General features: G+C 58.7%; 23 protein-coding genes. 4 read left to right on the forward strand and 19 right to left on the reverse strand.

The genetic code is table 11. The features are described 5' to 3' along the window. Together PMI24_RS25055 and PMI24_RS25060 are read right to left on the reverse strand one after the other, a co-directional pair. A partial coding sequence (locus PMI24_RS25055) for a HAMP domain-containing methyl-accepting chemotaxis protein (RefSeq protein ID WP_007959008.1) occupies positions 1 to 918 on the reverse strand: 918 nt, incomplete at its 3' end. Positions 919 to 1,048: 130 nt separating this feature from the next. Further along, positions 1,049 to 2,104, reverse strand: coding sequence for an amidohydrolase family protein (locus PMI24_RS25060; protein ID WP_007959009.1), 1,056 nt, complete (start codon positions 2,102 to 2,104; stop codon positions 1,049 to 1,051). A 128-nt stretch (positions 2,105 to 2,232) separates the two neighbouring features. Here PMI24_RS25060 and PMI24_RS25065 point away from each other — a divergent pair, with 128 nt between their 5' ends. Both PMI24_RS25065 and PMI24_RS25070 read left to right on the forward strand, forming a co-directional pair. Beyond that, positions 2,233 to 2,649: an OsmC family protein gene (locus tag PMI24_RS25065; protein ID WP_007959010.1), complete on the forward strand. Its 417-nt coding sequence runs from the start codon at positions 2,233 to 2,235 to the stop codon at positions 2,647 to 2,649. A gap of 61 nt (positions 2,650 to 2,710) precedes the next feature. After that, positions 2,711 to 3,601: a pirin family protein gene (locus tag PMI24_RS25070; protein WP_007959011.1), complete on the forward strand. Its 891-nt coding sequence runs from the start codon at positions 2,711 to 2,713 to the stop codon at positions 3,599 to 3,601. A gap of 42 nt (positions 3,602 to 3,643) precedes the next feature. On the opposite strand, the gene PMI24_RS25075 is transcribed toward PMI24_RS25070, so the two are convergent. The 4 genes from PMI24_RS25075 to PMI24_RS25090 all read right to left on the reverse strand — a co-directional run bounded on the left by PMI24_RS25075 (position 3,644) and on the right by PMI24_RS25090 (position 7,352). Further along, on the reverse strand, positions 3,644 to 4,372 hold the full coding sequence (locus tag PMI24_RS25075) for a dienelactone hydrolase family protein (RefSeq protein WP_007959012.1): 729 nt from the start codon (positions 4,370 to 4,372) through the stop codon (positions 3,644 to 3,646). A gap of 68 nt (positions 4,373 to 4,440) precedes the next feature. Continuing rightward, positions 4,441 to 6,345, reverse strand: a complete 1,905-nt coding sequence (gene htpG, locus PMI24_RS25080) for a molecular chaperone HtpG (RefSeq protein WP_007959013.1) — start codon at positions 6,343 to 6,345, stop codon at positions 4,441 to 4,443. 81 nt (positions 6,346 to 6,426) lie between these two features. After that, on the reverse strand, positions 6,427 to 6,879 hold the full coding sequence (locus PMI24_RS25085; protein WP_007959014.1) for a PaaI family thioesterase: 453 nt from the start codon (positions 6,877 to 6,879) through the stop codon (positions 6,427 to 6,429). After that, positions 6,876 to 7,352 (reverse strand): PaaI family thioesterase, encoded by a 477-nt coding sequence (locus PMI24_RS25090; RefSeq protein ID WP_045121888.1) that lies wholly within the window; start codon positions 7,350 to 7,352, stop codon positions 6,876 to 6,878. The genes PMI24_RS25085 and PMI24_RS25090 overlap by 4 nt, the downstream gene beginning before the upstream one ends. Positions 7,353 to 7,510: 158 nt before the next feature. Between PMI24_RS25090 and PMI24_RS25095 the strand changes: the two genes are divergently transcribed. Next, positions 7,511 to 7,747 (forward strand): hypothetical protein, encoded by a 237-nt coding sequence (locus PMI24_RS25095; protein ID WP_007959016.1) that lies wholly within the window; start codon positions 7,511 to 7,513, stop codon positions 7,745 to 7,747. Positions 7,748 to 7,824: 77 nt separating this feature from the next. Here the strand turns inward: PMI24_RS25095 and PMI24_RS25100 are convergent, their stop codons facing one another. The 12 genes from PMI24_RS25100 to sdhC form a co-directional block, all read right to left on the reverse strand. Beyond that, entirely contained in the window at positions 7,825 to 8,226 is a 402-nt protein-coding gene (locus PMI24_RS25100) for an MAPEG family protein (protein ID WP_007959020.1), read from the reverse strand. Positions 8,227 to 8,261: 35 nt separating this feature from the next. After that, positions 8,262 to 8,963, reverse strand: a complete 702-nt coding sequence (locus tag PMI24_RS25105) for a DUF599 domain-containing protein (protein WP_007959021.1) — start codon at positions 8,961 to 8,963, stop codon at positions 8,262 to 8,264. Between the two features lie 151 nt (positions 8,964 to 9,114). Further along, positions 9,115 to 10,428: a branched-chain amino acid transport system II carrier protein gene (brnQ, locus tag PMI24_RS25110; RefSeq protein WP_007959023.1), complete on the reverse strand. Its 1,314-nt coding sequence runs from the start codon at positions 10,426 to 10,428 to the stop codon at positions 9,115 to 9,117. A 329-nt stretch (positions 10,429 to 10,757) separates the two neighbouring features. Continuing rightward, the gene (gene sucD, locus PMI24_RS25115; RefSeq protein WP_007959025.1) at positions 10,758 to 11,642 is read right to left on the reverse strand and encodes a succinate--CoA ligase subunit alpha; all 885 of its coding nucleotides are present in this window, start codon (positions 11,640 to 11,642) and stop codon (positions 10,758 to 10,760) included. Continuing rightward, a complete protein-coding gene (gene sucC, locus PMI24_RS25120) occupies positions 11,642 to 12,808 on the reverse strand; it encodes an ADP-forming succinate--CoA ligase subunit beta (protein ID WP_007959029.1) in 1,167 nt (388 codons plus the stop codon). The genes sucD and sucC overlap by 1 nt, the downstream gene beginning before the upstream one ends. Positions 12,809 to 13,007: 199 nt before the next feature. Next, positions 13,008 to 14,444: a dihydrolipoyl dehydrogenase gene (gene lpdA / locus PMI24_RS25125; protein WP_007959030.1), complete on the reverse strand. Its 1,437-nt coding sequence runs from the start codon at positions 14,442 to 14,444 to the stop codon at positions 13,008 to 13,010. Between the two features lie 97 nt (positions 14,445 to 14,541). Further along, positions 14,542 to 15,762, reverse strand: coding sequence for a 2-oxoglutarate dehydrogenase complex dihydrolipoyllysine-residue succinyltransferase (gene odhB / locus PMI24_RS25130; RefSeq protein WP_007959031.1), 1,221 nt, complete (start codon positions 15,760 to 15,762; stop codon positions 14,542 to 14,544). Positions 15,763 to 15,804: 42 nt separating this feature from the next. Beyond that, a complete protein-coding gene (locus PMI24_RS25135) occupies positions 15,805 to 18,636 on the reverse strand; it encodes a 2-oxoglutarate dehydrogenase E1 component (RefSeq protein ID WP_007959032.1) in 2,832 nt (943 codons plus the stop codon). 253 nt (positions 18,637 to 18,889) lie between these two features. Further along, positions 18,890 to 19,594, reverse strand: coding sequence for a succinate dehydrogenase iron-sulfur subunit (locus PMI24_RS25140; protein WP_007959035.1), 705 nt, complete (start codon positions 19,592 to 19,594; stop codon positions 18,890 to 18,892). An 11-nt stretch (positions 19,595 to 19,605) separates the two neighbouring features. Then, the gene (gene sdhA / locus PMI24_RS25145) at positions 19,606 to 21,378 is read right to left on the reverse strand and encodes a succinate dehydrogenase flavoprotein subunit (protein ID WP_007959037.1); all 1,773 of its coding nucleotides are present in this window, start codon (positions 21,376 to 21,378) and stop codon (positions 19,606 to 19,608) included. Positions 21,379 to 21,381: 3 nt separating this feature from the next. Further along, positions 21,382 to 21,750 carry a succinate dehydrogenase, hydrophobic membrane anchor protein gene (gene sdhD / locus PMI24_RS25150; RefSeq protein WP_007959040.1) on the reverse strand — a complete coding sequence of 123 codons (369 nt, stop codon included), beginning with the start codon at positions 21,748 to 21,750 and terminating at the stop codon, positions 21,382 to 21,384. Next, positions 21,744 to 22,118, reverse strand: coding sequence for a succinate dehydrogenase, cytochrome b556 subunit (gene sdhC, locus PMI24_RS25155; RefSeq protein WP_011333113.1), 375 nt, complete (start codon positions 22,116 to 22,118; stop codon positions 21,744 to 21,746). Before sdhC ends, sdhD begins: the two co-directional genes overlap by 7 nt. A gap of 364 nt (positions 22,119 to 22,482) precedes the next feature. Here sdhC and gltA point away from each other — a divergent pair, with 364 nt between their 5' ends. Further along, positions 22,483 to 23,772, forward strand: a complete 1,290-nt coding sequence (gltA, locus tag PMI24_RS25160) for a citrate synthase (protein WP_007959044.1) — start codon at positions 22,483 to 22,485, stop codon at positions 23,770 to 23,772. A gap of 410 nt (positions 23,773 to 24,182) precedes the next feature. Here the strand turns inward: gltA and PMI24_RS29560 are convergent. After that, a partial coding sequence (locus tag PMI24_RS29560; RefSeq protein WP_238553891.1) for a hypothetical protein occupies positions 24,183 to 24,415 on the reverse strand: 233 nt, incomplete at its 5' end.

Below are 24,415 nucleotides of genomic sequence, written 5' to 3' on the forward strand. Positions count from 1 at the left end.
ATTGACCGCCGTAGCGGCTTGTTCAATTTCCAGACTCTGCTGGTGCAGCCCTCGCGTCGCATCTTCGGTGACGCAGCTTAGCTCCTCCGAGGCCGAGGCCAGTTGACTGGAAGACTCTGAGATCCGGCGGATGGTGTCGCGCAGATTGTGCTGCATGCTCTTGAGCGCGTGCAGCAGCCGTGCCGGTTCGTCCTTGCCGGAAATGCTGATATCGCCGGTCAGATCACCACCGGCCACCACTTCCGCGACATTGAGCGATTGCGACAGCGGCAGCACGATGCTGCGGGTCAGCAACAACGCCAGCGCGATGGTAATCAGCGCGGTGATGCCGATCATCACCCCGACCCAGACCCGGGAATTGGTGAACACCAGCCGTGCGGCCTCAGTGGCGAGGTTGGCGTTGTGCTTGTTCAGCTCGACCAGCTCACGCAGGCTCACTGCAATCTCATCCGCCAACGGGCTCATCTGTCCGTTGAGAATGGCGGCGGCCTCCTCCACTCGTCCCTGAGCAGATAACGTCATCACCTGCGCCTGAAGCTCCAGGTACTTGTGTTCGGCAACCTTGAAGCGGTCGAACAGCGCGCGCTCTTCGGGCAATACGATCAGGATGTCGTAACGCTGCTGGGCTTCGCTCAGCACACCGCGCAAATCATTGAGCTTGGCCACATTCTGATCCAGCGCCTGCGGATCGCGATTGAGCAACAGGCGCATGGTCAGCGCACGCAAGCGCAGCATGTCCTGGCTCATCTCGCCCACCGCCATCACGCTGGGCAGCCAGTTATTGTCGACCTCGTCGGACTGCGCGCGCATGTTCGACATCTGCAGAAGGGCGAACGCCCCAAGGGCAAACACCATCAGCGCCAGCACGCCAAAACCCAGCCCGGCCCGGGGCGCAATATTGAGACTACGGATACTCATTGCTCTGGTTCCTTCCAAAAGCGCTGCATCAACCCTGCAGCTGGTTGCTCTAGAAGGTATCGGCCCTGTGGAAAATTGCGTAAGACCAAAACGTGATATCAAAAGGCCTCGATACTTCGAACCTGGCGCATTAACGATTCAGCGCGGGTTTGCCGGACTTGAGCGCTGTTCGCGGCAAGATCGCCAGGAAGTTGTCCCGCGCGACTTTTTTCGCGACCGCCTCGGGCAACGCGTCGAGAAACGGCTTGAAGCCGTGGATTTCCTTACCGAGTTTGTTGAATCGCCCGACCACGTCCGAACCGATCATGAAGCGATCCGGATAGCGCTCCACCAGCTGCACCCATTCCACTCGCGGCTGGCCCTTTTCGTCCAGCAGATAAGGCGTCAGCAGGCTCCACGACAGATCAATGAACAGGTTCGGGTACGCCTCCAGCATTCGCGTCAGTGTCGGCAGCAGAAAATCCAGCTGCGTCTGATGACGATGGATTTCGGCACTGGTGCCAGCATGGGCCCAGATGAACCGGGTGTGCGGATGATTACGCAGCGGCTCTTCGATTTCCTTCAGGTACAGCGGATTCTTCTCACGCTTGGAGGTGATGTTGGAATGCAGCATCACCGGCAGATCGTTTTCGGCGGCCAGGTGATAGATGCGGGTCATGGCTTCGTTGTTGGCGCGCGGCGTGTCGCCGGAGGTCAGCGCGGTGAGGTCGTCGTGGCGAGTGAAGACTTCGCCGATGCCCTGCCACAAGCCGGGATACAGATCGAGCATGCGCTGGATGTGCGCGGCAGAGTTCTTGTCGTTGGGGTTGAAGCCCGAAAGAAACGGGTGAAAGTACTGGCGCTGCTCAGGTATCAGCTTCTGCACCGCGTCAGCGACGATCACGTCAGTCGCGCTGTACCAATAGGCATCGGCGTCATCGCCGGCGTAGTAACGCGGGCGCTTCGGCTCGTCTTCGTGCCATTTCTTCGCCACGGGGATGCCGGAAATCATCACGTGCTCGATGGAGTTTTCCTTCATGGCCGTCAGCAATTTCGGCATGCCGGCGGTTTCCTGGAAAAAATCCACGTAATGCAGGTGCGCGTCACTGTAGGTGTATTCCCGGGCACTGGCGGCGCCGGTGAAAACCATCAGGCAGGCAAGACTCAAACGAAACACGGACACAAGCATTCTCCGGCAGACAGGCATAGCCTAGACCCTCGCCGGGCAACGAGGGTTCACCCGGCAAGAAAGTGGAACGCGCCTGTGTGGGAATGCTCTATACCTGCAAGGTCTTTTTTGATCGAATCCCTTTTCCTACAGCTTGCGAGGTTCACATGACCGTTACCGTCAATACCGTGTCCGCCGAAGGTTTTCGCCACACCGTACAGATCGATGAGCATGAGCTGTTTGCCGATGTCCCGACCACTGCCGGCGGCGAAGGCTCGGCTCCGGAGCCGCACGATTACTTCGACGCCGCCCTCGGCGCCTGCAAGGCCCTGACCCTGAAGCTGTACGCGAAGAAAAAGGACATCCCGCTGACCGGCGTCGGCGTTGAGGTCAAGCGCGACAACAGCCAGGAACAGAAAGGCAAATACGCCCTGCACGTGACCCTCACCCTCAAGGGCGTGCTCACCGATGCCCAGCGCGAAGAACTGCTGCGTGTTGCCGACCGTTGCCCGATCCACAAGCTGATGACCACCAGCGAAGTCACCATCGAAACCCACGCGCCAGTTGGCTTCGACAGCCAGTAATCACCACGACGACACCGGCGGGTTATGCTCCGCGCATCACCCGCCAAGCCTGGAATGGAACATGGACACCCAACCCCTGATCATCCGCCCGCGCGCCGAAGACGTCGAAGGCCAGCCGATTCTGCGCCCGCTGCCGTCAGCCAAATGCCGCAGCGTCGGGCCTTTCGTGTTTTTCGACCACATGCTCGAAACGGTTTATCCGGCGGGCAAAGGCATGAACATCCGACAGCACCCGCACATCGGTCTGTCGACCCTCACGTATTTGTTCGAAGGACAGATCCAGCACAAGGACAGCCTGGGTTCTGATCAGGTGGTTAGCGCCGGCGATGTCAGCTGGATGACGGCCGGCACGGCGATCGCTCACGTCGAGCGCACGCCCGAACCGCTATGGGAACAAAGCTTCAAGATGCACGGCCTGCAAATCTGGCTCGCCTCGCCAAGAGAGCACGAACAAGGCCCGGGGCATTACAGCCACCACCCGGCCTCCACGTTGCCGGTCAGCGATAACCTCGGCGTACAGATCCGCATGATTGCCGGGTCAGGCTTTTGCCTGGAATCACCGGTGCCAGTGCTTTCTCCTACGCTGTATGCCGAACTGAAGATGCAGACCGCGACCACGCTGCTGATCCCGACCGAGCATGAAGAGCGGGCACTGTATGTCTTGAGCGGTGATGTGCAATTGAATGGCGAAGCGGTCGAACCCCATGCACTGGTGGTGTTGCCGACCGGGGAAGAGATGAGCCTGTTTGCCGAGAGCGACAGCCATGCGGTGCTATTCGGCGGTGCGCCACTGGACGGGCCACGGCGGATCAACTGGAATTTTGTCGCGAGCGATCCGACAGCGATCGATGAGGCGCGGCGTAAGTGGGCGGCCGGGGATTGGCCGACAGTGCCGGGGGAAGTCGAGCGGATCGAGCTGCCTAAATCGCGCAGCGAGCCGACACCGCTGTAAACCAATACTCCCACGCCAGGCGTGGGAGTGTTTTCAGCCGATTCAGCCCTTGAACACTTCTTCCAGCAAGTCATGCATCGACTTGAACGCCCGCGCTGCGGTCTTCGCGTCGTACATCATCTTGCCTGGTACATTCGCGTGCGGATCGGTGAACGAGTGCACCGCGCCGCCGTAGCTCAGCAACTGCCAATCCACGCCTGCCGCGTTCATCTCGTCCTCGAATGCCGGCAACTGCTCTTTCGGCACCAGCGGGTCGGAAGCACCGTGCAGCACCAGCACCGAGCCCTTGATGTTCTTCGCGTCCGCCGGGTTCGGCGAGTCCAGCGTGCCGTGGAACGACACAGCCGCTTTCACCGCAGCACCGGTGCGGGCCAGATCCAGCGCACAGCAACCGCCGAAGCAGAAACCGAACACCGCCAGTTTCGAGGTATCGACCGCCGCCTCGCCCTGCTTCTGCAATTGGTCGAACGCGGCCTGCATACGCTTGCGCAGCTGCGCACGATCATTCTTCAGCGGCATCATTGCCGCACCGGCCTGATCGGCATTCTGCGGTCGCACGGCCTGGCCGTACACGTCGGCGATCAGCACCACATAACCCTTGGCCGCCACCGATTTGGCGATCTCTTCAGCGCCAGCGCTGACACCCATCCAGTTCGGCGCCATCAACAGACCCGGACGCGCACCTTTGTGCTCGGCGTCGAACGCCAGGCGACCTTCATAAGGCTGGCCGTCAATCTGATAGACCACGGAACGTACAGTGACTTGGCTCATTTCTGACTCCAGATTGGTTGAACACCAGAATGAAAAAACCCGCCGAAGCGGGTTTTTCTACAGTTTGATCAAGCGGACAGCTCGACCAGCAGCTTGTTCAGGCGGCTCACGTAAGCGGCCGGGTCTTTCAAGCTGTCGCCAGCCGCCAGCGCGGCCTGGTCGAAGAGGATGTGCGACAGGTCGCCAAAACGCTCTTCGCTGGTTTCGTTGTCGAGCTTCGCGATCAGCGGGTGGCTCGGGTTGAATTCGAAAATCGGCTTCGAATCCGGCACCTTCTGCCCGCTGGCCTCGAGGATCTGACGCATTTGCAGACCCAGGTCCTGCTCGCCGATGGCCAGAATGGCCGGCGAATCGGTCAGGCGATGGGAAACCCGGACTTCGGCAACGGAATCGCCCAGTGCAGTTTTCAGACGCTCGACCAGACCTTCTTTCGACTTGGCGACTTCTTCTTGGGCTTTCTTGTCCTCTTCCGAGTCCAATGGCCCCAAATCCAGATCACCGCGCGCGACGTCGACAAAGCTCTTGCCGTCGAACTCGCTGAGGTAGCTCATCAGCCACTCGTCGATGCGGTCGGTCAGCAGCAGCACTTCGATGCCTTTCTTGCGGAAGACTTCCAGGTGCGGGCTGTTCTTGACCTGCGCGTAGGTTTCGCCGGTCAGGTAGTAAATCTTGTCCTGACCTTCCTTGGCGCGCGCCAGGTACTCGGCCAGACCGACGTCTTGCTCGCCATCGGTGCCATTGGTCGATGCGAAACGCAGCAGACCGGCGATTTTTTCCTTGTTGGCGAAATCTTCGGCCGGGCCTTCTTTCATGACCTGACCGAAGTTTTTCCAGAAGCCCTTGTATTGCTCAGGCTCGTTCTTCGCCAGTTTTTCCAGCATGTCCAGCACGCGCTTGGTCAGCGCCGACTTCATCGAGTCGATGATCGGGTCTTTCTGCAGGATTTCCCGCGACACGTTCAGCGACAGGTCGTTGGAGTCGACCACGCCCTTGATGAAGCGCAGGTACAGCGGCAGGAACGACTCGGCCTGATCCATCACGAACACGCGCTGCACGTACAGCTTCAGGCCTTTCGGCGCTTCACGCTGGTACAGATCAAACGGTGCGCGGGCCGGCACGTACAGCAGCGAACTGTACTCGAGCTTGCCTTCGACCTTGTTGTGGCTCCACGACAGCGGATTTTCGAAGTCGTGAGCGATGTGTTTGTAGAACTCCTGGTATTCCTCGTCCTTCACTTCAGTGCGAGGACGGGTCCACAGTGCGCTGGCGCGGTTGACGGTTTCCCATTCTTGCGCAGGTTTCTCTTCACCTTCGGCAGCCGCCACTTCTTTCGGCAGCTCGATCGGCAGCGCGATGTGGTCGGAGTACTTCTTGATGATGTTGCGCAGACGCCAGCCATCGGCGAACTCGTCTTCACCGGATTTCAGGTGCAGGACGATGCGAGTGCCGCGCTCCGGCTTGTCGATGGTGGCGACTTCGAATTCGCCCTCGCCTTTCGACGACCAGTGCACGCCTTCGCTGGCGGCGGTGCCGGCGCGACGGCTGTACACGTCAACTTTGTCAGCGACGATGAAGGCCGAGTAGAAGCCCACACCGAACTGGCCGATCAGGTGCGAATCCTTCTTCTGATCGCCGGACAGGTTTTTCATAAAGTCGGCGGTGCCGGATTTGGCGATGGTCCCCAGGTGGGTGATCACATCGTCGCGGTTCATGCCGATGCCGTTGTCTTCGAGGGTGACGGTCTTGGCGTCCTTGTCGAAGCTCACACGGATTTTCAGTTCAGCGCCACCTTCGAGCAACTCAGGCTTGGCCAGGGCTTCGAAGCGCAATTTGTCGACGGCGTCGGAGGCGTTCGAGATCAATTCGCGAAGGAAGATTTCCTTGTTGGAATACAGCGAATGGATCATGAGGTGCAGCAGTTGCTTCACCTCGGTCTGGAAGCCCAGGGTTTCCTTTTGAGTTTCCACACTCATGGTCATCAAACTCCAATCAGATGGCATTGGCCGCGACCCAAATGGTCGGCGGCGGGTTGTTCTGTGAGTTGGGGGCGTGGTTCAGGATTTCAAGGGCTCATCGATTTTGAAGTGCGCGCGGGCGGTGGCAATCGGTTCGCTTTCGGTGCTTTGCCAGGCGGTGACCGCAACGTTGGCCACCCGCCGGCCCTGACGACAGACCTGACACCGGGCCCAGGTGTCGCGAAACTGCCCGGCCCGCAGGTAATCGAGGGAGAAATCGATAATCTTCGGCACGCCGGGCGCGCCGGTGAAAATCAGCAGGTGCAGGGCCGCAGACAGCTCCATGAACCCGGCAATCACCCCGCCGTGGATCGCCGGCAATAAAGGGTTACCAATGTTGTCCTTGTTTGCCGGCAGCTTGAACAGCAAGTCATCACCGACTCGCGAACACTCGACGCCGATGAGTCCGGCGTAGGGGATCAGTTTCAACAGCGGTGCGTAGTCACCCTTCTCGTGCGCCTCTTGCAGTTGCTGCTTGAAATCATCGCTCATGGGTTTTCTCCCTTGATCGCGCCACCAAAGCCCTTGGTGCCTTTAAGGCCCTTGCCCATGCGCATGAAGGTGCCGACGACGTGGGCAATCGGTTGCTCGGGATCATCCTGATAGGCGAAGCCGCGAGCGAAGATCACATCGGTGGTGACTCGATAGCATTGGGCGAAGCCATACACGTCTTTATGCGGCTCGGCGGCGTGCATGTAGTCGATGCGCAGATCGAGGGTCGGGCAGACTTCGAATTCCGGCAGGACGCACAGGGTCGACATGCCGCACGCGGTGTCCATCAATGACGTGATTGCCCCGCCGTGGATGACGCCGGTGAGCGGGTTGCCAACGATTTGCGCACTGTACGGCAGCACTACCGTCAGACCTTCACTACTTGCGCTGTGCACCTTCAATCCCAGTACCAGACAGTGGCGCAAGGCCGAGAGAAACCGTGTCGCACGCTCAAAAACGGGGTTTTCGGCCATTTGATAATTACTCTTGTTAGTCGCCATTCCCAGTAGTGGAAAGAACAGCAAAAGTTCCATTGCAAAACAAACTTATATATCTGAAAGAAATGAGGAACTTAAGCCTTGGGCCTGAGCTCTTAAGGCCAGTAGTTATTTTCCATAAGGAGAAACACCCCATGCGTAAGACTTTAGCTATTGCCTTGATGTTGACCGCTTCCCTCGGTCTCGCTGCCTGCGATAAAAAATCCGAGGACAAAGCTCAAGATGCCAACCAACATGCTGAACAAGCTCAGCAAGACATGAACAAAGCTCAGGATAAAGTGAACGACGCAGCGAAAGAAAACGCCGAAGCTGCCAAAGCTCAGGCCGAATCGAACGCTGCAGCGCAAGAAGAAGCTGCCAAGAAGCAATAAGCCGCTTCTCGCTGGCAAAAAAGAAAACCCGCCAAGTGCGGGTTTTCTTTTGCCGGTCATTTTTTGCCAATGCCGCCTTAGAGCAAAACAGTTCTAAAAGTCGGACTAATCATCAGCAACAATGAACACACTAAGCCGACCAGCCAGACCAGACTGCGCAGCGTGGGAATATCCGCCAGGTAAAACCACAAATAGAAAATCCGCGAGATCACGAAGATGATCGCCAAGGTATCGATCAGCCATCCCGCCGTCTGCGTGGTATGCGCCATCAGCACGCCAACGGCAAACAGGATGAAGGCTTCGATGGTGTTCTGATGTGCCGCCAGCGCCCGGGCGCCGTAACCGGTGAGTTGCGCCTGCTGCTGACGCGGCAGGTGGTTGTTGTAACCGCCCTGCTCCTTCATGGCCTTGCCGACCGGCATCCGCGCCACGTAGATCAACAATGCACTGATAAACACACACCAGAACGGAATACTCATCAAGCAGCCTCTTTGTTCGCTTCGGGCAATGGCGCCTATGTAGGGGTATAGACCATTACATCGAGCACGTCGGAATGAAACTCCCGGCGATACAACACCAGCACCACGCCTGCACTCATCAACATGAACAGCCACGGGCTGACGAACCACGCCAGCATGCTCATGCCGAAGTAATAGGAACGCAGACCGAAGTTGAACTGGTTGGCCGCCATCGAAATCACTCGAGCCGCCCGCGAGGCGAACGCCTTGCGCTCCTGCTCCGAGACTTGCCGCTCACCGATCATGGGGGCCGAGCCGACCAGAATGGCGGCGAAATTGTATTGGCGCATGCACCAGCTGAAGGTGAAGAAGGCGTAAACGAACACCAGCGCCAGGCACAGCAACTTGATCTCCGACATGCCCTGCGAGGCCTGTTGCACCATCGGAATGTCCGCCAACAGCGACACCGCGCGCTCGGAAGCGCCAAGCACGGTCAGGATGCCCGCCAGGATAATCAGCGTGCTGGAGGCAAAGAACGAGGCGTTGCGCTCGAGGTTGCCGATCACGCTGGCGTCGGCGATGCGGTTGTCACGCAGCAGCATGCGGCGCATCCAGTCTTCGCGGTACAGGTGCAGCACGCTGGCCAGGCACGCGGTGTCACGGGCCTTCCAGGTGGCATAACGGGTGTAACCGCCCCAGCAGATGACAAACCAGAGCGCGGCCAGCAGGTGGATCAGGTTGGCTTGGATGAACGACATGCAATTCCCTGTGATGAAGATTTCGGCTCCCCTTCGACGTTAGTCGAGGGAAAAAGACACTGCCTGAAGCCCATAAAAAATGCCCCGTATCGATTGATACGGGGCATTTCTGTTTAATCGCTCGGGAGCCGCTTGTGGCGGCCCGGCAATCTTAGGCGAGTGCTTCGGCGCGCTTGCCCAGCAGGCGGTCGCAAACCACAGCAACCACCAGGGTCATCACGCATGGCACCAGCCACGCCAGACCTTGCTCGCTCAGCGGCAGGTGGGCCAGTTGCGATGGCATCCAGTCAGCCAGACCGGCGCCTTTCAACGCATCGATGGTGCCAAACACGAACGACACCAGCATCACCGGGCCCATGATACGGCTCTGCTCATGCCAGAACGCGGCACAGAAGCTCAGAGCCACCAGCACGATGCACGGCGGATAGATCGCGGTCAGCACCGGGATCGAGAACGCGATCAGCTTGGTCAGGCCCAGGTTGGACACCAGCAGCGAGAACGCCGCCAGGATGATCACCAGGGTCTTGTACGACAGCGGCAGTACGCGGCTGAAGTACTCGGCACAGGCGCAGGTCAGGCCAACGGCAGTCACCAGGCACGCCAGGGAAATCAGCACAGCGAGGAAGCCACTGCCCAGCGAACCGAAGGTGTGTTGCACGTAAGCGTGCAGCACCGCGGCGCCGTTGGTCGCGCCCGCCGCCACTTCATGGCTGCCGGAACCCAGACGGAACAGGCTGACATACACCAGCGCCAGACCGACACCGGCAATCAGCCCGGCGATGATCGCGTAACGGGTGATCAGTGCCGGCGACTCGACGCCACGGGAGCGGATCGCGTTGACAATGACGATGCCAAACACCAGCGCGCCGAGGGTATCCATGGTCAGGTAACCATTGATGAACCCCTGGGAGAACGGTGCCGCAACGTATTCAGGAGTAGCCACGCCGATGTCACCGGCCGGCAGTGCGAACGCGGCGATGCCGAGCACGGCCAGGGCGATGATCTTCAGGGGGGCGAGGAAGCGACCGACGGTGTCCAGGAGACGCCCAGGGTAGAGCGAAATGAAGAACACCAGCAGGAAGTACACCGAGCTGTAGAGGAACAGTGCCAGCGGGCTCTCGCCGGTCAGCGGCGCCAGACCCACTTCAAAGGAAACGGTCGCGGTACGCGGGGTGGCGAACAGCGGACCGACTGCCAGGTAGCAAGCCGCTGCCAGTACGCCGCCGGCGATCTTGCCGATCGGGCTGCTCAGGGCGTCCATGGCACCACCGACCTTGGCCAGTGCAACCACGGTGACCACCGGCAAACCGACTGCCGTGATCAGAAAGCCCAGCGCCGCCATCCAGACGTTGGGTCCGGACTGCAAACCGACGATAGGCGGGAAGATGATGTTGCCGGCCCCGACGAACAGGGCGAATGTCATAAAGCCAAGTGCCAGGATGTCCTGACCTTTCAAAACTTTCATTAAGGAAATACCACACTACTGAATCGGAATTTAGAGGGGGATTTCCCTGTGGGGTTAGGGAAATGCTGTCAATCCGTATAAGACTGACCCGTTTAGCGCGTTGCATGCCTTGTGGGCGGCAGACGCAAAAATGGCTGCTAGCCTAACGAATTTGCCTGACAAACGCACTGTTAGAGGGCGAACTATCCGATACGCGACGTTTCTGTGTCGCGTTTTTGCATGTTATTGGGTGAGTGCTTATAAATTGCCATCGTCCACCCGAACGCCAGAAACGACAAAGGCCACCCGAAGGTGGCCTTTGTTGCTGGAGCAGAGAAGTCAGCCGAAGCTTACTTCTTCACTTCCCAGCCAGTCAGCTCGGCCAGGGCCTTGCCGATGTCTGCCAGCGAACGCACGGTTTTCACGCCTGCGTCTTGCAGAGCAGCGAATTTCTCGTCTGCAGTGCCTTTGCCGCCGGAGATGATTGCGCCAGCATGGCCCATGCGCTTGCCCGGAGGAGCAGTCACACCAGCGATGTAGGAAACAACCGGCTTGGTCACGTGTGCCTTGATGTAGGCAGCCGCTTCTTCTTCAGCCGAACCGCCGATCTCGCCGATCATTACGATCGCTTCGGTCTTCGGGTCTTCCTGGAACAGCTTCAGGATGTCGATGAAGTTCGAACCCGGGATCGGGTCACCACCGATGCCGACGCAAGTCGACTGACCGAAACCGGCGTCAGTAGTCTGCTTCACAGCTTCGTAGGTCAGGGTGCCGGAACGGGAAACGATACCGACCTTGCCTGGCAAGTGAATGTGACCTGGCATGATGCCGATCTTGCATTCGCCTGGGGTGATCACGCCTGGGCAGTTAGGGCCGATCAGGGTAACACCCAGCTCGTCGCACTTAACTTTGGCGTCCAGCATGTCCAGGGTAGGAATGCCTTCGGTGATGCAGACGATCAGCTTGATGCCGCCGAAAGCTGCTTCCAGGATCGAGTCCTTGCAGAAAGGAGCCGGAACGTAGATGACGCTGGCGGTGGCGCCAGTGGCTTCTACAGCTTCTTTCACGGTGTTGAACACAGGCAGGTTCAGGTGAGTGGTGCCACCTTTGCCTGGAGTCACGCCGCCAACCATTTTGGTGCCGTAGGCAATGGCTTGTTCGGAGTGGAAAGTACCCTGCGCACCGGTGAAGCCCTGGCAGATTACTTTGGTGTCTTTATTGATCAGGACGCTCATTACTTGCCCTCCGCAGCTTTAACGACTTGTTGAGCAGCGTCGGTCAGGCTGGTAGCAGCGATGATGTTCAAACCGCTTTCTGCCAGTACTTTAGCGCCCAGTTCAGCGTTGTTGCCTTCAAGACGAACAACAACCGGGATTTTCACGCCGACTTCTTTCACTGCACCGATGATGCCTTCGGCAATCATGTCGCAACGAACGATGCCGCCGAAGATGTTAACCAGTACTGCAGCGACATTGCTGTCGGACAGAATGATTTTGAAAGCTTCGGTTACGCGTTCTTTGGTAGCACCACCGCCTACGTCGAGGAAGTTGGCTGGCTTGCCGCCGTGCAGGTTGACGATGTCCATGGTACCCATGGCCAGGCCGGCACCGTTCACCATGCAGCCGATGTTGCCTTCCAGCGCTACGTAGTTCAGTTCGAACTTGGCAGCGTGCGCTTCGCGCGGATCGTCCTGCGACGGATCGTGGAAAGTCTTCAGCTTAGGCTGACGGTACATTGCGTTGGCGTCGATGTTGATCTTGGCGTCCAGGCAGTGCAGATCGCCGTCAGCCTTGATCACCAGCGGGTTCACTTCCAGCAGAGCCAGGTCGTGATCCTTGAACAGCTTGGCCAGACCTACGAAGATCTTGGCGAACTGAGCAACCTGCTTGCCTTCCAGACCCAGCTGGAATGCCAGCTCGCGACCCTGGAATGGCTGAGCGCCAACCAGTGGATCGATAGTGGCTTTCAGAATTTTTTCTGGAGTGTCGTGAGCGATTTTCTCGATGTCCACGCCACCTTCGGTGGAAGCCATGAACACGATGCGACGGCTCGAACGGTCAACGACAGCGCCCAGGTACAGCTCTTTAGCGATATCAGTGCACGATTCAACCAGGATCTTGGTGACTGGCTGGCCGTTGGCGTCAGTCTGGTAAGTCACCAGACGCTTGCCCAGCCACTGCTGTGCGAAGGCTTTGGCGTCTTCTTTGCTGCGAACCAGCTTGACGCCGCCCGCTTTACCGCGACCACCGGCGTGAACCTGGGCTTTGACAACCCACTCGTTGCCGCCGATTTTGTCGCAAGCTTCTGCTGCTGCTTCCGGGGTGTCTACTGCGAAACCAGTGGAAACTGGCAGGCCGTATTCAGCGAACAGCTGCTTACCCTGATACTCGTGAAGATTCATGCTTTTTACCGTCTTCGTTAGGTACTGCGCATTCGGCGCTGCGCTCTTTATGAGTGCCGCGCCACCTGTGACTGCTGCTTGCGTAGCCTTTCCGGATACCCGGTGCAGCTACGCAAGGCTGCGTCCAGCGGACATTCCGCGGTGAGTCTTGCACGCAAGGCTCACGACGGGCCGTACCGCCGTGGTTTCTTATTGTGTCTTAACGCTTCTTGCGGTTGGCAATGTGGATGGCGCCGCCATTCACTGCCAAAGCTGCTTCGTGCAAGGCTTCAGACAGGGTCGGATGGGAGAAAACCATCATGCCCAGGTCTTCAGCGCTGGTGCCGAATTCCATACCGATCGCGCCCTGCTGAACCAGTTCTGCAGCGCTCGGGCCAATCACGTGCACGCCCAATACGCGGTCAGTCTTGGCATCGGCGATGACCTTGACGAAACCACCGGTATCGTTGGCGGCCATGGCACGGCCGGATGCTGCGAACGGGAAGGTGCCGACGTTAACTTCAACGCCTTCAGCTTTCAAGGCCTGCTCGGTTTTACCGACCCATGCGATTTCCGGGTGAGTATAAATAACCGAAGGGATCAGGTCATAGTTCATCTGGGCCTTGTGGCCCTTGATGCGCTCCACAACCATGATGCCCTCTTCCGAGGCCTTGTGAGCCAGCATCATGCCGCGAACCACGTCGCCGATGGCGTAAACGCCCGGTACGGTGGTGGCGCAGTGATCGTCAACGTGCACGAAACCGCGCTCGTCCAGGGTCACGCCGCTGTCGGCAGCCAGCAGATCAGTGGTCACCGGACGGCGACCAACGGCTACGATCAGCTTGTCGAAAGTGATGGTCTGTTCGCCGTTGGCATCGGTGTAGTTCACAACGACTTCGTCGCCGTTCACTTTCGAGCCGGTTACGCGAGCGCCCAGTTTGATGTCCAGACCCTGTTTGGTCAGGGTTTTCAGCGCTTCCTTGGAAACAGCGGTGTCCGCTGCCATCAGGAAGGTGTCCAGTGCTTCGAGAACAACCACTTCGGAGCCCAGACGCGACCATACCGAACCCAGTTCCAGACCGATCACGCCAGCGCCGATCACGCCCAGACGTTTAGGTACGGATTGGAATTCCAGAGCGCCAGTCGAATCAACGATGACTTTCTGATCGACCGGAGCCGGTGGAATGTCGATCGGACGCGAGCCTGGAGCCAGGATGACGTTTTCGGCTTCGATGACTTCAACCGAGCCGTCCGGCTTGGTGACTTCGACTTTCTTGCCGGCCAGTAGTTTGCCGTGGCCCTGGATCGAAGTAACGCCGTTGGCCTTGAACAGGGTGGCAACACCGCCGGTCAGGTTCTTGACGATGCCAGCCTTGCGGCCAACCATCGCTGCGACGTCCATTTTGACTTCGCCGGTCGAGATACCGTGGACGTTGAAGCTTTCTTTCGCTTCCTTGTATTTCCAGGAGCTGTCCAGCAGCGCCTTGGAAGGAATGCAGCCTACGTTCAGGCAGGTGCCGCCCAGGGCTTGCTTGCCTTCAGCATCGGTGTACTTCTCGATGCAGGCAGTGCTCAGGCCGAGTTGCGCGGCCTTGATAGCTGCCACGTAGCCGCCAGGGCCCGCACCGATCACTACTACGTCAAATTTCTGCGACATTCAAAAAATCCTCTTTAGCGAAAAGCTTCAAGCCGCGCGCTGCAAGCCAGGCTGCGTTTTCCCGCAGCTTGAAGCTTGCAGCGCGTGACTGCTTCTATCAGATATCCAGCAACAGACGAGCCGGATCTTCCAGCAGGTTCTTGATGGTCACCAGGAAGGTTACAGCTTCTTTGCCATCGATCAGACGGTGATCGTAGGACAGTGCCAGGTACATCATCGGACGGATCACGACCTGACCGTTGATGGCCATCGGACGCTGGATGATGTTGTGCATGCCCAGAATCGCTGCCTGCGGCGGGTTGACGATCGGGGTCGACATCATCGAACCGAAGGTACCACCGTTGGTGATGGTGAAGGTACCGCCGGTCATTTCGTCCATCGACAGTTTGCCGTCACGGGCTTTCTTGCCGAAGGTTGCGATGCCGCCTTCGATTTCAGCCAGGCTCATGTGTTCGGCGTTACGCAGAACCGGAACTACCAGGCCACGGTCGCTGGAAACAGCGACGCCGATGTCGGCATAACCGTGGTAAACGATGTCGTTGCCGTCGATCGAAGCGTTGACAGCCGGGAAGCGTTTCAGCGCTTCGGTGGCAGCCTTCACGAAGAACGACATGAAGCCCAGGCGTACGCCGTTGTGGGACTTCTCGAACAGGTCCTTGTACTTCGAACGCAGGGCCATGACTTCGGTCATGTCGACTTCGTTGAAAGTGGTCAGCATCGCCATGTTCGATTGAGCTTCAACCAGACGCTTGGCAACGGTGGCACGAACGCGGGTCATCGGAACGCGCTTCTCGATGCGGTCGCCAGCGGCGAACACAGGAGCGGCGGCGGCCGGAGCAGCAGCCTTGGCAGGCGCGGCAGCCGGAGCGGCTTTCTTGGCAGCAACGGCTGCAACCACGTCTTCCTTGGTCACGCGACCGCCTTTGCCGGTGCCGGCAACGGAAGCGATGTTGATGCCGTTCTCTTCAGCCAGCTTGCGCGCGGCTGGAGCTGCGATCGGGTCGTCTTCGCCATCGGCGGCTGGAGCAGCGGCAGCAGCGGCCGGAGCAGCAGCGGCAGCCGGGGCGGCAGCAGCAGCGCCGCCTTCAACGATGGAGCCCAGCACTTCGTCGGACAGGACGGTTTCGCCCTCGCCCTTGACGATTGCGCCCAGCACGCCGTCGGCGGTAGCCAGCACTTCCAGTACGACTTTGTCGGTTTCGATGTCGACGATCAGTTCGTCACGCTTGACGGCGTCGCCCGGTTGTTTGTGCCAGGTGGCAACGGTGCCATCGGCAACCGATTCCGGGAAAGTGGGGGCTTTGATCTCGATAGCCATTATCTGTGGTTCCTTAAATTCGGTTTCAGGTGCGCGAAGGCGTTAAACGGTAAACGCGGCTTGCAGCAGTTGTTCCTGCTGCTCGGCGTGCATCGATGCGTAACCACATGCAGGTGCAGCAGAAGCCTCACGGCCCGCGTACTCGAGTACGAGAGATTTGTTGAGGTTGCTGATGCTGCGACGCAGGTGGTGCTGGCTGCAGTACCAGGCGCCCTGGTTCATCGGCTCTTCCTGACACCACACGGCCGCTTTGGCATTGGTGTAAGGAGCCAGGACTTCTTTCAAGTCGTCCTCAGGGAACGGGTACAGCTGCTCGATACGCACGATGGCGATATCTTCGCGGCCTTCGGCACGACGTTTTTCCAGCAGGTCGTAGTAGACCTTGCCGCTGCACAGAACAACGCGCTCGACCTTTTTCGGGTCCAGTGCATCGATTTCCGGGATCACGGTCTGGAACGAACCTTCGGCCAGATCTTCCAGGGTCGAGATGGCCAGCTTGTGGCGCAGCAGCGACTTTGGAGTCAGAACGACCAATGGCTTGCGCAGCGGGCGAATCACCTGACGGCGCAGCAAGTGGTAGATCTGGGCCGGGGTGGTCGGCATGCACACCTGAATGTTGTGCTCGGCGCACAGTTGCAGGTAACGCTCAAGACGTGCCGAGCTGTGCTCAGGGCCCTGACCTTCGTAGCCGTGTGGCAGCAGCATGGTCAGACCGCAGAGACGGCCCCACTTGTGCTCGCCGCTGGTGATGAACTGGTCGATAACGACCTGCGCACCGTTGGCGAAGTCGCCGAACTGGGCTTCCCAGATCACCAGCGCGTTTGGCGTGGTGGTCGAGTAACCGTATTCGAACGCCAGTACGGCTTCTTCCGACAGGAACGAGTCGTACAGGTCGAAGCGTGGCTGACCTTCATACAGATGCTTGAGCGGAATGTAGGTACCGGCATCTTTCTGGTTGTGCAGCACAGCGTGACGGTGCGAGAACGTACCGCGGCCGATGTCCTGACCGGTCATGCGGATCGGGTGACCTTCGAACGCCAGGGTCGCGTACGCCATGGTTTCGGCGTAACCCCAGTTGATCGGCAGGCCGCCGGCTTGCATCTTCTGACGGTCTTCGTAGATCTTCGCGACCTGACGCTGAACCACGAAGCCTTCCGGAATTTCCAGCAGCTTGGCGGACAGTTCCTGCAGGGTCTTCAGATCGAAGCGAGTGTCGTGACGCGCAGTCCAGGCGTGGCCCAGATACGGACGCCAGTCCACGAACAGCTCTTTGTTCGGCTCTTTGACCAGCGATTTCACTACGTGCAGACCGTTGTCCAGCGCGTTGCGGTATTCGTCGACTTTCGCCTGAACACGCTCTGCGTCCAGCACACCGCCCTGGGTCAGACGATCAGCGTACAGCTCACGGGTGGTGCGCTGCTTGGTGATCTGCTGATACATCAGAGGCTGGGTGCCGCTTGGCTCGTCGGCCTCGTTGTGGCCGCGACGACGGTAGCAGACCAGGTCGATCACCACGTCACGCTTGAACTGCATGCGGTAGTCGATGGCCAGCTGGGTCACGAACAACACGGCTTCCGGATCATCACCATTCACATGGAGGATCGGCGCCTGGATCATTTTCGCAACGTCGGTCGCGTACTCGGTGGAACGCGAGTCCAGCGGGTTGCTGATGGTGAAACCAACCTGGTTGTTGATCACGATGTGCACGGTACCGCCGGTCTTGAAACCGCGGGTCTGCGACATCTGGAAGGTTTCCATCACCACGCCCTGACCGGCGAATGCCGCGTCACCGTGGATGGAGATCGGCAGAACCTTCTCACCGGTAGGGTCGTTGCGACGATCCTGACGGGCGCGAACCGAACCCTCGACCACCGGGGAAACGATTTCCAGGTGGGATGGGTTGAACGCCATGGCCAGGTGAACTTCACCGCCGGTGGTCATTACGTTGGACGAGAAGCCCTGGTGGTATTTAACGTCACCGGAACCCAGCTCGACCTTCTTCTTGCCTTCGAACTCGTCGAACAGCTCGCGCGGGTTCTTGCCGAAGGTGTTGACCAGTACGTTCAGACGGCCACGGTGGGCCATGCCGATGACGACTTCCTTGGTGCCGTAGGAACCGGAACGCTGGATCAGTTCGTCGAGCATCGGAATCAGGCTTTCGCCGCCTTCCAGACCGAAACGCTTGGTGCCCGGGTATTTGGTGCCCAGGTATTTTTCCAGGCCTTCACCGGCAGTCACGCGCTCGAGCAGGTGGCTCTTGATGTCCGCGGAATATTCCGGACGGCCACGCACGCTTTCCAGACGCTGCTGGAACCACTGGCGCTGCTCGGAATCGGTGATGTGCGTAAATTCAGCGCCGATGGTGCGGCAATATGTCTGCTGCAACGCTTCGTGAATTTCGCGTAGGCTCGCTTCCTCTTTGCCGATGAACAGGTCGCCGGCACGGAAGGTCGTATCAAGATCGGCATTGGTCAAGCCGTAGTGATTGATCGACAGGTCTGCAGGTGCAGGACGCTGCCACAGCCCCAGCGGGTCAAGCTGGGCTGCCTGGTGGCCACGCATACGGTAGGCCTGGATCAATCGCAGCACTTCAACTTGCTTCTTCTCGTGCTCACTGCTCACGCTGCCGGCGGAAACCGGTTGGGCGCGGCGCTGGTTCTTTGCCAGCAGCACGAAATGATCGCGAATTGTGGAGTGCGAAACATCTGTGGCAGAGCTGCCGTCGGCAGGCAGCTTCTGAAAGTAGGTGCGCCACTCTTCTGGCACAGCGTTAGGGTCGTGCAGGTAGAGCTCGTAGAGCTCTTCCACATAGGCAGCGTTTCCACCTGAAAGGTAGGCGCTGTTCCACATGCGCTGCATCACGCTTTCTTGCATGCTTGGTCACCCTCGGTTAGGGGAACACCATCGGTGTCGACACCGAGCAAGCTTGCAGAAGTCCGAATGCAGCGACCAAAACAAGCCACTTAGGATCACACTGATAGTCCGGGTACCAGCCCGGATGCCCCTGCTTGTCTCATTTCTTCAAAATAAGAGCCGCAGCTTATGGCTGCTGCTCTGGTTATAGCCATGGCGCGGGTTGAAGCCCGCGCCTAAGCCCTCTACGGGTACAGCGGTTACAGCAGCTGAATCACACGCCGCTCGAAAGCAGCATGTTACGGATGTGACCGATGGCCTTAGTCGGGTTCAGGCCTTTCGGACATACGTTGACGCAGTTCATGATGCCCCGGCAGCGGAAGACGCTGAACGGGTCATCGAGGGACGCCAGACGCTCGGACGTCTTGGTATCACGGCTGTCTGCCAGGAAGCGGTACGCTTGCAGCAGGGCAGCTGGACCCAGGAACTTGTCCGGGTTCCACCAGAAGGACGGGCAAGAGGTCGAGCAGCAAGCACACAGGATGCACTCGTACAGACCGTCGAGCTTTTCACGCTCTTCAGGGGACTGCAGACGTTCGATGGCCGGAGCCGGCGTATCGTTCTGCAGGAATGGCTTAACCTTCTCGTATTGCTTGTAGAAGATGCTCATATCGACAACCAGGTCACGGATAACCGGCAAACCTGGCAGTGGACGAACGATCAGCTTGTTACCTTTTACGACAGCGGACAGCGGCGTGATGCACGCCAGGCCGTTCTTGCCGTTGATGTTCATGCCGTCGGAGCCGCAGACGCCTTCACGGCAGGAGCGACGATAGGAGAAACCTTCGTCCTGCTCTTTGATCAGGGCCAGCACGTCCAGCACCATCAGGTCTTTACCACCGGTATCGACCTGGAATTCCTGCATGAACGGCGCAGCGTCCTGATCAGGGTTGTAACGATAAACACTGACTTGCAACATGGCGGTCACCCTTAATAAGTCCGGACTTTAGGTTCGAAAGTCGGAACAGTCTTCGGCGAGAAGTTCACGGCACGCTTGGTGACGCGCTTGTCACCCGGGAAGTACAGGGTGTGGCACAGCCAGTTTTCGTCGTCACGATCTTCGAAGTCTTCACGGGCGTGAGCGCCGCGGGACTCTTTACGTACTTCGGCAGCGATGGCGGTAGCTTCAGCCACTTCCAGCAGGTTTTGCAGTTCCAGCGCTTCGATACGTGCAGTGTTGAACGCCTGCGACTTGTCGTTGATCTTCACATTCGCGATGCGCTTGCGCAGATCAGCCAGCTGGGCAATACCCTTCTGCATGTATTCGCCGGTACGGAATACACCGAAGTAGTTCTGCATGCAGCTTTGCAGCTCGCGACGCAGGGTAGCGACGTCTTCGCCGTCGGTACGGTTGTTCAGGGCATTCAGACGCGCCAGGGCAGCTTCGATGTCGGCTTCGGTAGCGTCGTCGTATTCGATGCCGTCGGTCAGCGCCTTCTCCAGGTGCAGGCCGGCAGCGCGGCCGAATACCACCAGGTCGAGCAGCGAGTTGCCGCCCAGACGGTTGGCACCGTGAACCGATACGCAAGCCACTTCACCTACCGCGAACAGACCAGGAATGATCTGATCCACGCCTTCGGCGTCCTGGGTGATCGCCTGGCCGTGAATGTTGGTGGCAACGCCGCCCATCATGTAGTGGCAAGTCGGAACAACCGGAACCGGAGCAACCACCGGGTCAACGTGTGCGAAAGTCTTCGACAGTTCGCAGATGCCTGGCAGACGGCTGTGCAGCACTTCCTCGCCCAGGTGGTCGAGTTTGAGCATTACGTGGTCGCCATTCGGACCGCAACCGTTGCCGGCAATGATCTCTTTAACCATCGAACGGGCAACAACGTCACGACCGGCAAGGTCTTTGGCGTTCGGAGCATAACGCTCCATGAAACGCTCGCCGTGCTTGTTGATCAGGTAACCACCTTCACCACGGCAACCTTCAGTAACCAGTACACCGGCGCCGGCGATGCCGGTCGGGTGGAACTGCCACATTTCGATGTCTTGTACCGGCACGCCAGCACGCAGAGCCATGCCGACGCCGTCACCGGTGTTGATCAGGGCGTTGGTGGTGGATGCGTAGATACGACCTGCACCGCCGGTAGCCAGTACGGTGGCCTTGGCGCGGATGTAGGTGGTTTCGCCGGTTTCGATGCAGATCGCGATCACACCGACGAATTCGCCTTCCTGGTTTTTCACCAGGTCGACAGCGTAGTACTCGTTCAGGAACGTGGTACCGGCTTTCAGGTTGCCCTGATAAAGGGTGTGCAGCAGCGCGTGACCGGTACGGTCGGAAGCGGCGCAAGTACGGGCAGCCTGCCCGCCTTTACCGTAATCCTTCGACTGACCGCCGAACGGACGCTGGTAGATACGGCCTTGCTCGGTACGCGAGAACGGCAGCCCCATGTGGTCCAGCTCGAAAACGGCAGCCGGGCCTTCCTGACACATGTATTCGATAGCGTCCTGGTCACCGATGTAGTCGGAACCCTTGACGGTATCGTACATGTGCCAGCGCCAGTCATCGTTCGGGTCGGCCGAAGCGATGGCGCAGGTGATGCCGCCCTGTGCGGACACAGTGTGCGAACGGGTCGGGAAAACCTTGGTGATCACGGCAGTCTTGTGACCGCCCTGCGCCAGTTGCAGCGCTGCGCGCATGCCGGCACCGCCGCCACCAATAATGATGGCGTCGAAAGAAATCGTTGGAATGTTAGCCATGAATCAGATACCCCAGAGAATCTGCACACCCCAGACGAAGTAAGCGAACATCGCGACGCCGCATACTGCCTGGAAAAGGAAACGTACTGCAGTCGCGGACTTGCCCAGCGCCATTGGCGTCAGGTAGTCGGTCGCGATGGTCCACATGCCGACCCAGGCGTGAGCGCCCAGGGCAACCAGTGCCAGCAGACTGAAGATACGCATTCCGTTGTGGGCGAACAGGCCGTGCCATTGGTCGTAGCCAATGCCCGGGTTCGCGACGAGGTAGCCGATCAGGAAGATGAAATAAGCCGCGAGAACGACCGCAGACACACGCTGTGCCATCCAGTCATAGAGGCCCGAACGCGAAAGGTTTGTAACGCTGGTTACCATATCCAAACTCCTGCCAGAACGATCAGCACCACGGAAACGGCGATGATCAGTTTCGAGCCCAGGCGGCCGCCTTCCAGCGTCTCACCGATGCCCATGTCCATGATCAAGTGGCGCACACCGGCAACCAGGTGATACAGAAGAGCGGACAGGAGGCCCCATGCTACGAACTTGGCCAGCGGGCTGGTCAAGCATGCCTTCACCTCGACATAACCTTCCTCGGAACCCAGGGATTTGCCCAATGCATAAAGCATGATGCCAAGGCCCAGGAAGAGGATGATGCCGGAAACACGGTGAAGAAACGACGTAACGCCGGTGATGGGGAGTTTGATGGTCCTTAGGTCTAGGTTTACAGGTCGTTGGCTTTTCACGGCTTTTTTTTCACACTGAAGAGCCCCTAACAATCAGGGCAAAGTTGTTGGGGAGTGCACTGGTCAGGTAACCACCACCCAGGGATGCGACCCCCAATGAAAGCAAGCCCAAAAGCCCTTGGCGGTCGGTCGCCGAGTATAGACAGTTAGGCTACTAATGACAACGCAATCGCCTACCCCCAATAGCTGATTGCACAAGTCGTATAAAAGGCGTAAATGGCAGGCAATTTCGAGGAAAAAGTACGGTTAAAGCCTTCTGGAGCAAGACTTTAGGCAAATTGACATTCGAATTTATCTCACTATAGTGGTGCGGGCCCTGCGTGGGGGGTCTGTCTGATGATTTCAAGCATAAATAGGAGGCCACATGGCTGACAAAAAAGCGCAGTTGATCATCGAGGGCGCAGCCCCCGTCGAGCTGCCCATTTTAACCGGCACCGTTGGTCCCGATGTTATCGATGTTCGGGGCCTGACGGCCACGGGCCGCTTCACTTTCGACCCCGGTTTCATGTCGACCGCTTCCTGCGAATCGAAGATCACCTATATCGACGGCGACAACGGCATCCTGCTGCACCGCGGCTACCCGATCGAACAGCTGGCTGAAAAGTCGGACTACCTGGAAACCTGCTACCTGCTGCTGAATGGCGAACTGCCGACTGCAGAGCAAAAGGCCCAGTTCGTCGGCACCGTGAAGAACCACACCATGGTTCACGAGCAGCTGAAAACCTTCTTCAACGGCTTCCGCCGTGACGCCCACCCGATGGCCGTCATGTGTGGTGTAGTCGGCGCCCTCTCGGCCTTCTACCACGACTCCCTCGACATCAATAACCCGCAGCATCGCGAAATCTCCGCGATCCGCCTGGTTGCCAAGATGCCGACCCTGGCCGCGATGGTTTACAAGTACTCCATGGGCCAACCCATGATGTACCCGCGCAACGACCTGTCGTACGCGGAAAACTTCCTGCACATGATGTTCAACACCCCGTGCGAGATCAAACCGATCAGCCCGGTACTCGCCAAGGCCATGGACCGGATTTTCATCCTCCACGCCGACCACGAGCAGAACGCTTCGACCTCCACCGTGCGTCTGGCGGGCTCTTCGGGTGCCAACCCGTTCGCCTGTATCGCCGCCGGCATCGCCGCACTGTGGGGCCCTGCCCACGGCGGTGCGAACGAAGCCGTGCTGACCATGCTCGATGAAATCGGCGATGTTTCGAACATCGACAAGTTCATCGCCAAGGCCAAGGACAAGAACGATCCGTTCAAGCTGATGGGCTTCGGTCACCGCGTCTACAAGAACCGCGACCCTCGCGCGACTGTCATGAAGCAGACCTGCGACGAAGTGTTGAAGGAACTGGGTATCCAGAACGATCCGCAACTCGAACTGGCCATGCGCCTGGAAGAGATCGCCCTGACCGATCCGTACTTCATCGAGCGCTCGCTGTACCCGAACGTCGACTTCTACTCGGGGATCATCCTCAAGGCGATCGGCATTCCTACCAGCATGTTCACTGTGATTTTCGCCCTGGCACGTACTGTCGGCTGGATTTCGCACTGGAAGGAAATGCTCTCCAGCCCGTACAAGATTGGCCGTCCGCGTCAGCTGTACACGGGTTATGAGTCGCGGGATATCACCAAGCTGGAAGACCGCAAATAAGAGCTGTTTTGCGATAGCGTCTTAAGTTGTATCGGAAACGGCCTCCATGAGAATGGGGGCCGTTTTTGTTTTTGTGGTTTTTTGCGATCTTTTGGATTGGGTGTATATCCGTTGCTGCGGTAACGGCTTCTTAGGGTTCCGCCCTTACGGCGGGTCACTTTTGACAAACGCCTCAAAAGTAACCAAAAAGTCTTGGCCCCGGCGTACGGCACTTCGCTTAGGCTCAGTGTTCCCTCGCTACGGTGTCCACCAGGGGGCATCGCCTACGGTTTGCTTCGCTGCACCTCCTCTCGATGTATGCGGCTTCGCCGCACGGCGCTACGCGCCTACCCCCTGATGGACACCTCCGCTCGGCCTGCCGAAGGGGCTAAAGATCAAAAGCCAGAGCCAGAGCCAGAGCAAAGGCCAGATCAAGCCCCCCTCACCCTAGCCCTCTCCCGGAGGGAAAGGGAACTGACCGAGGTGTTTGCGGGAGCTACGCCGACGTGCAATACCGAGTCGAACTCAGGCTTTGAAAAGCCCAAAAATCGGCCCCCTCTCCTAGGGGAGAGGGCTGGGATGAGGGGTAAACCCACCACAAAACCAAAGCCGAACACGCCCCGCTCCTCCCCACTCAAAACGATGAGCGTTAGCTCGAGTACCG

Origin of the sequence: Pseudomonas sp. GM25, from assembly GCF_000282255.1 — a bacterium.
GTDB classification, from domain to species: Bacteria; Pseudomonadota; Gammaproteobacteria; order Pseudomonadales; family Pseudomonadaceae; genus Aquipseudomonas; species Aquipseudomonas aphyarum.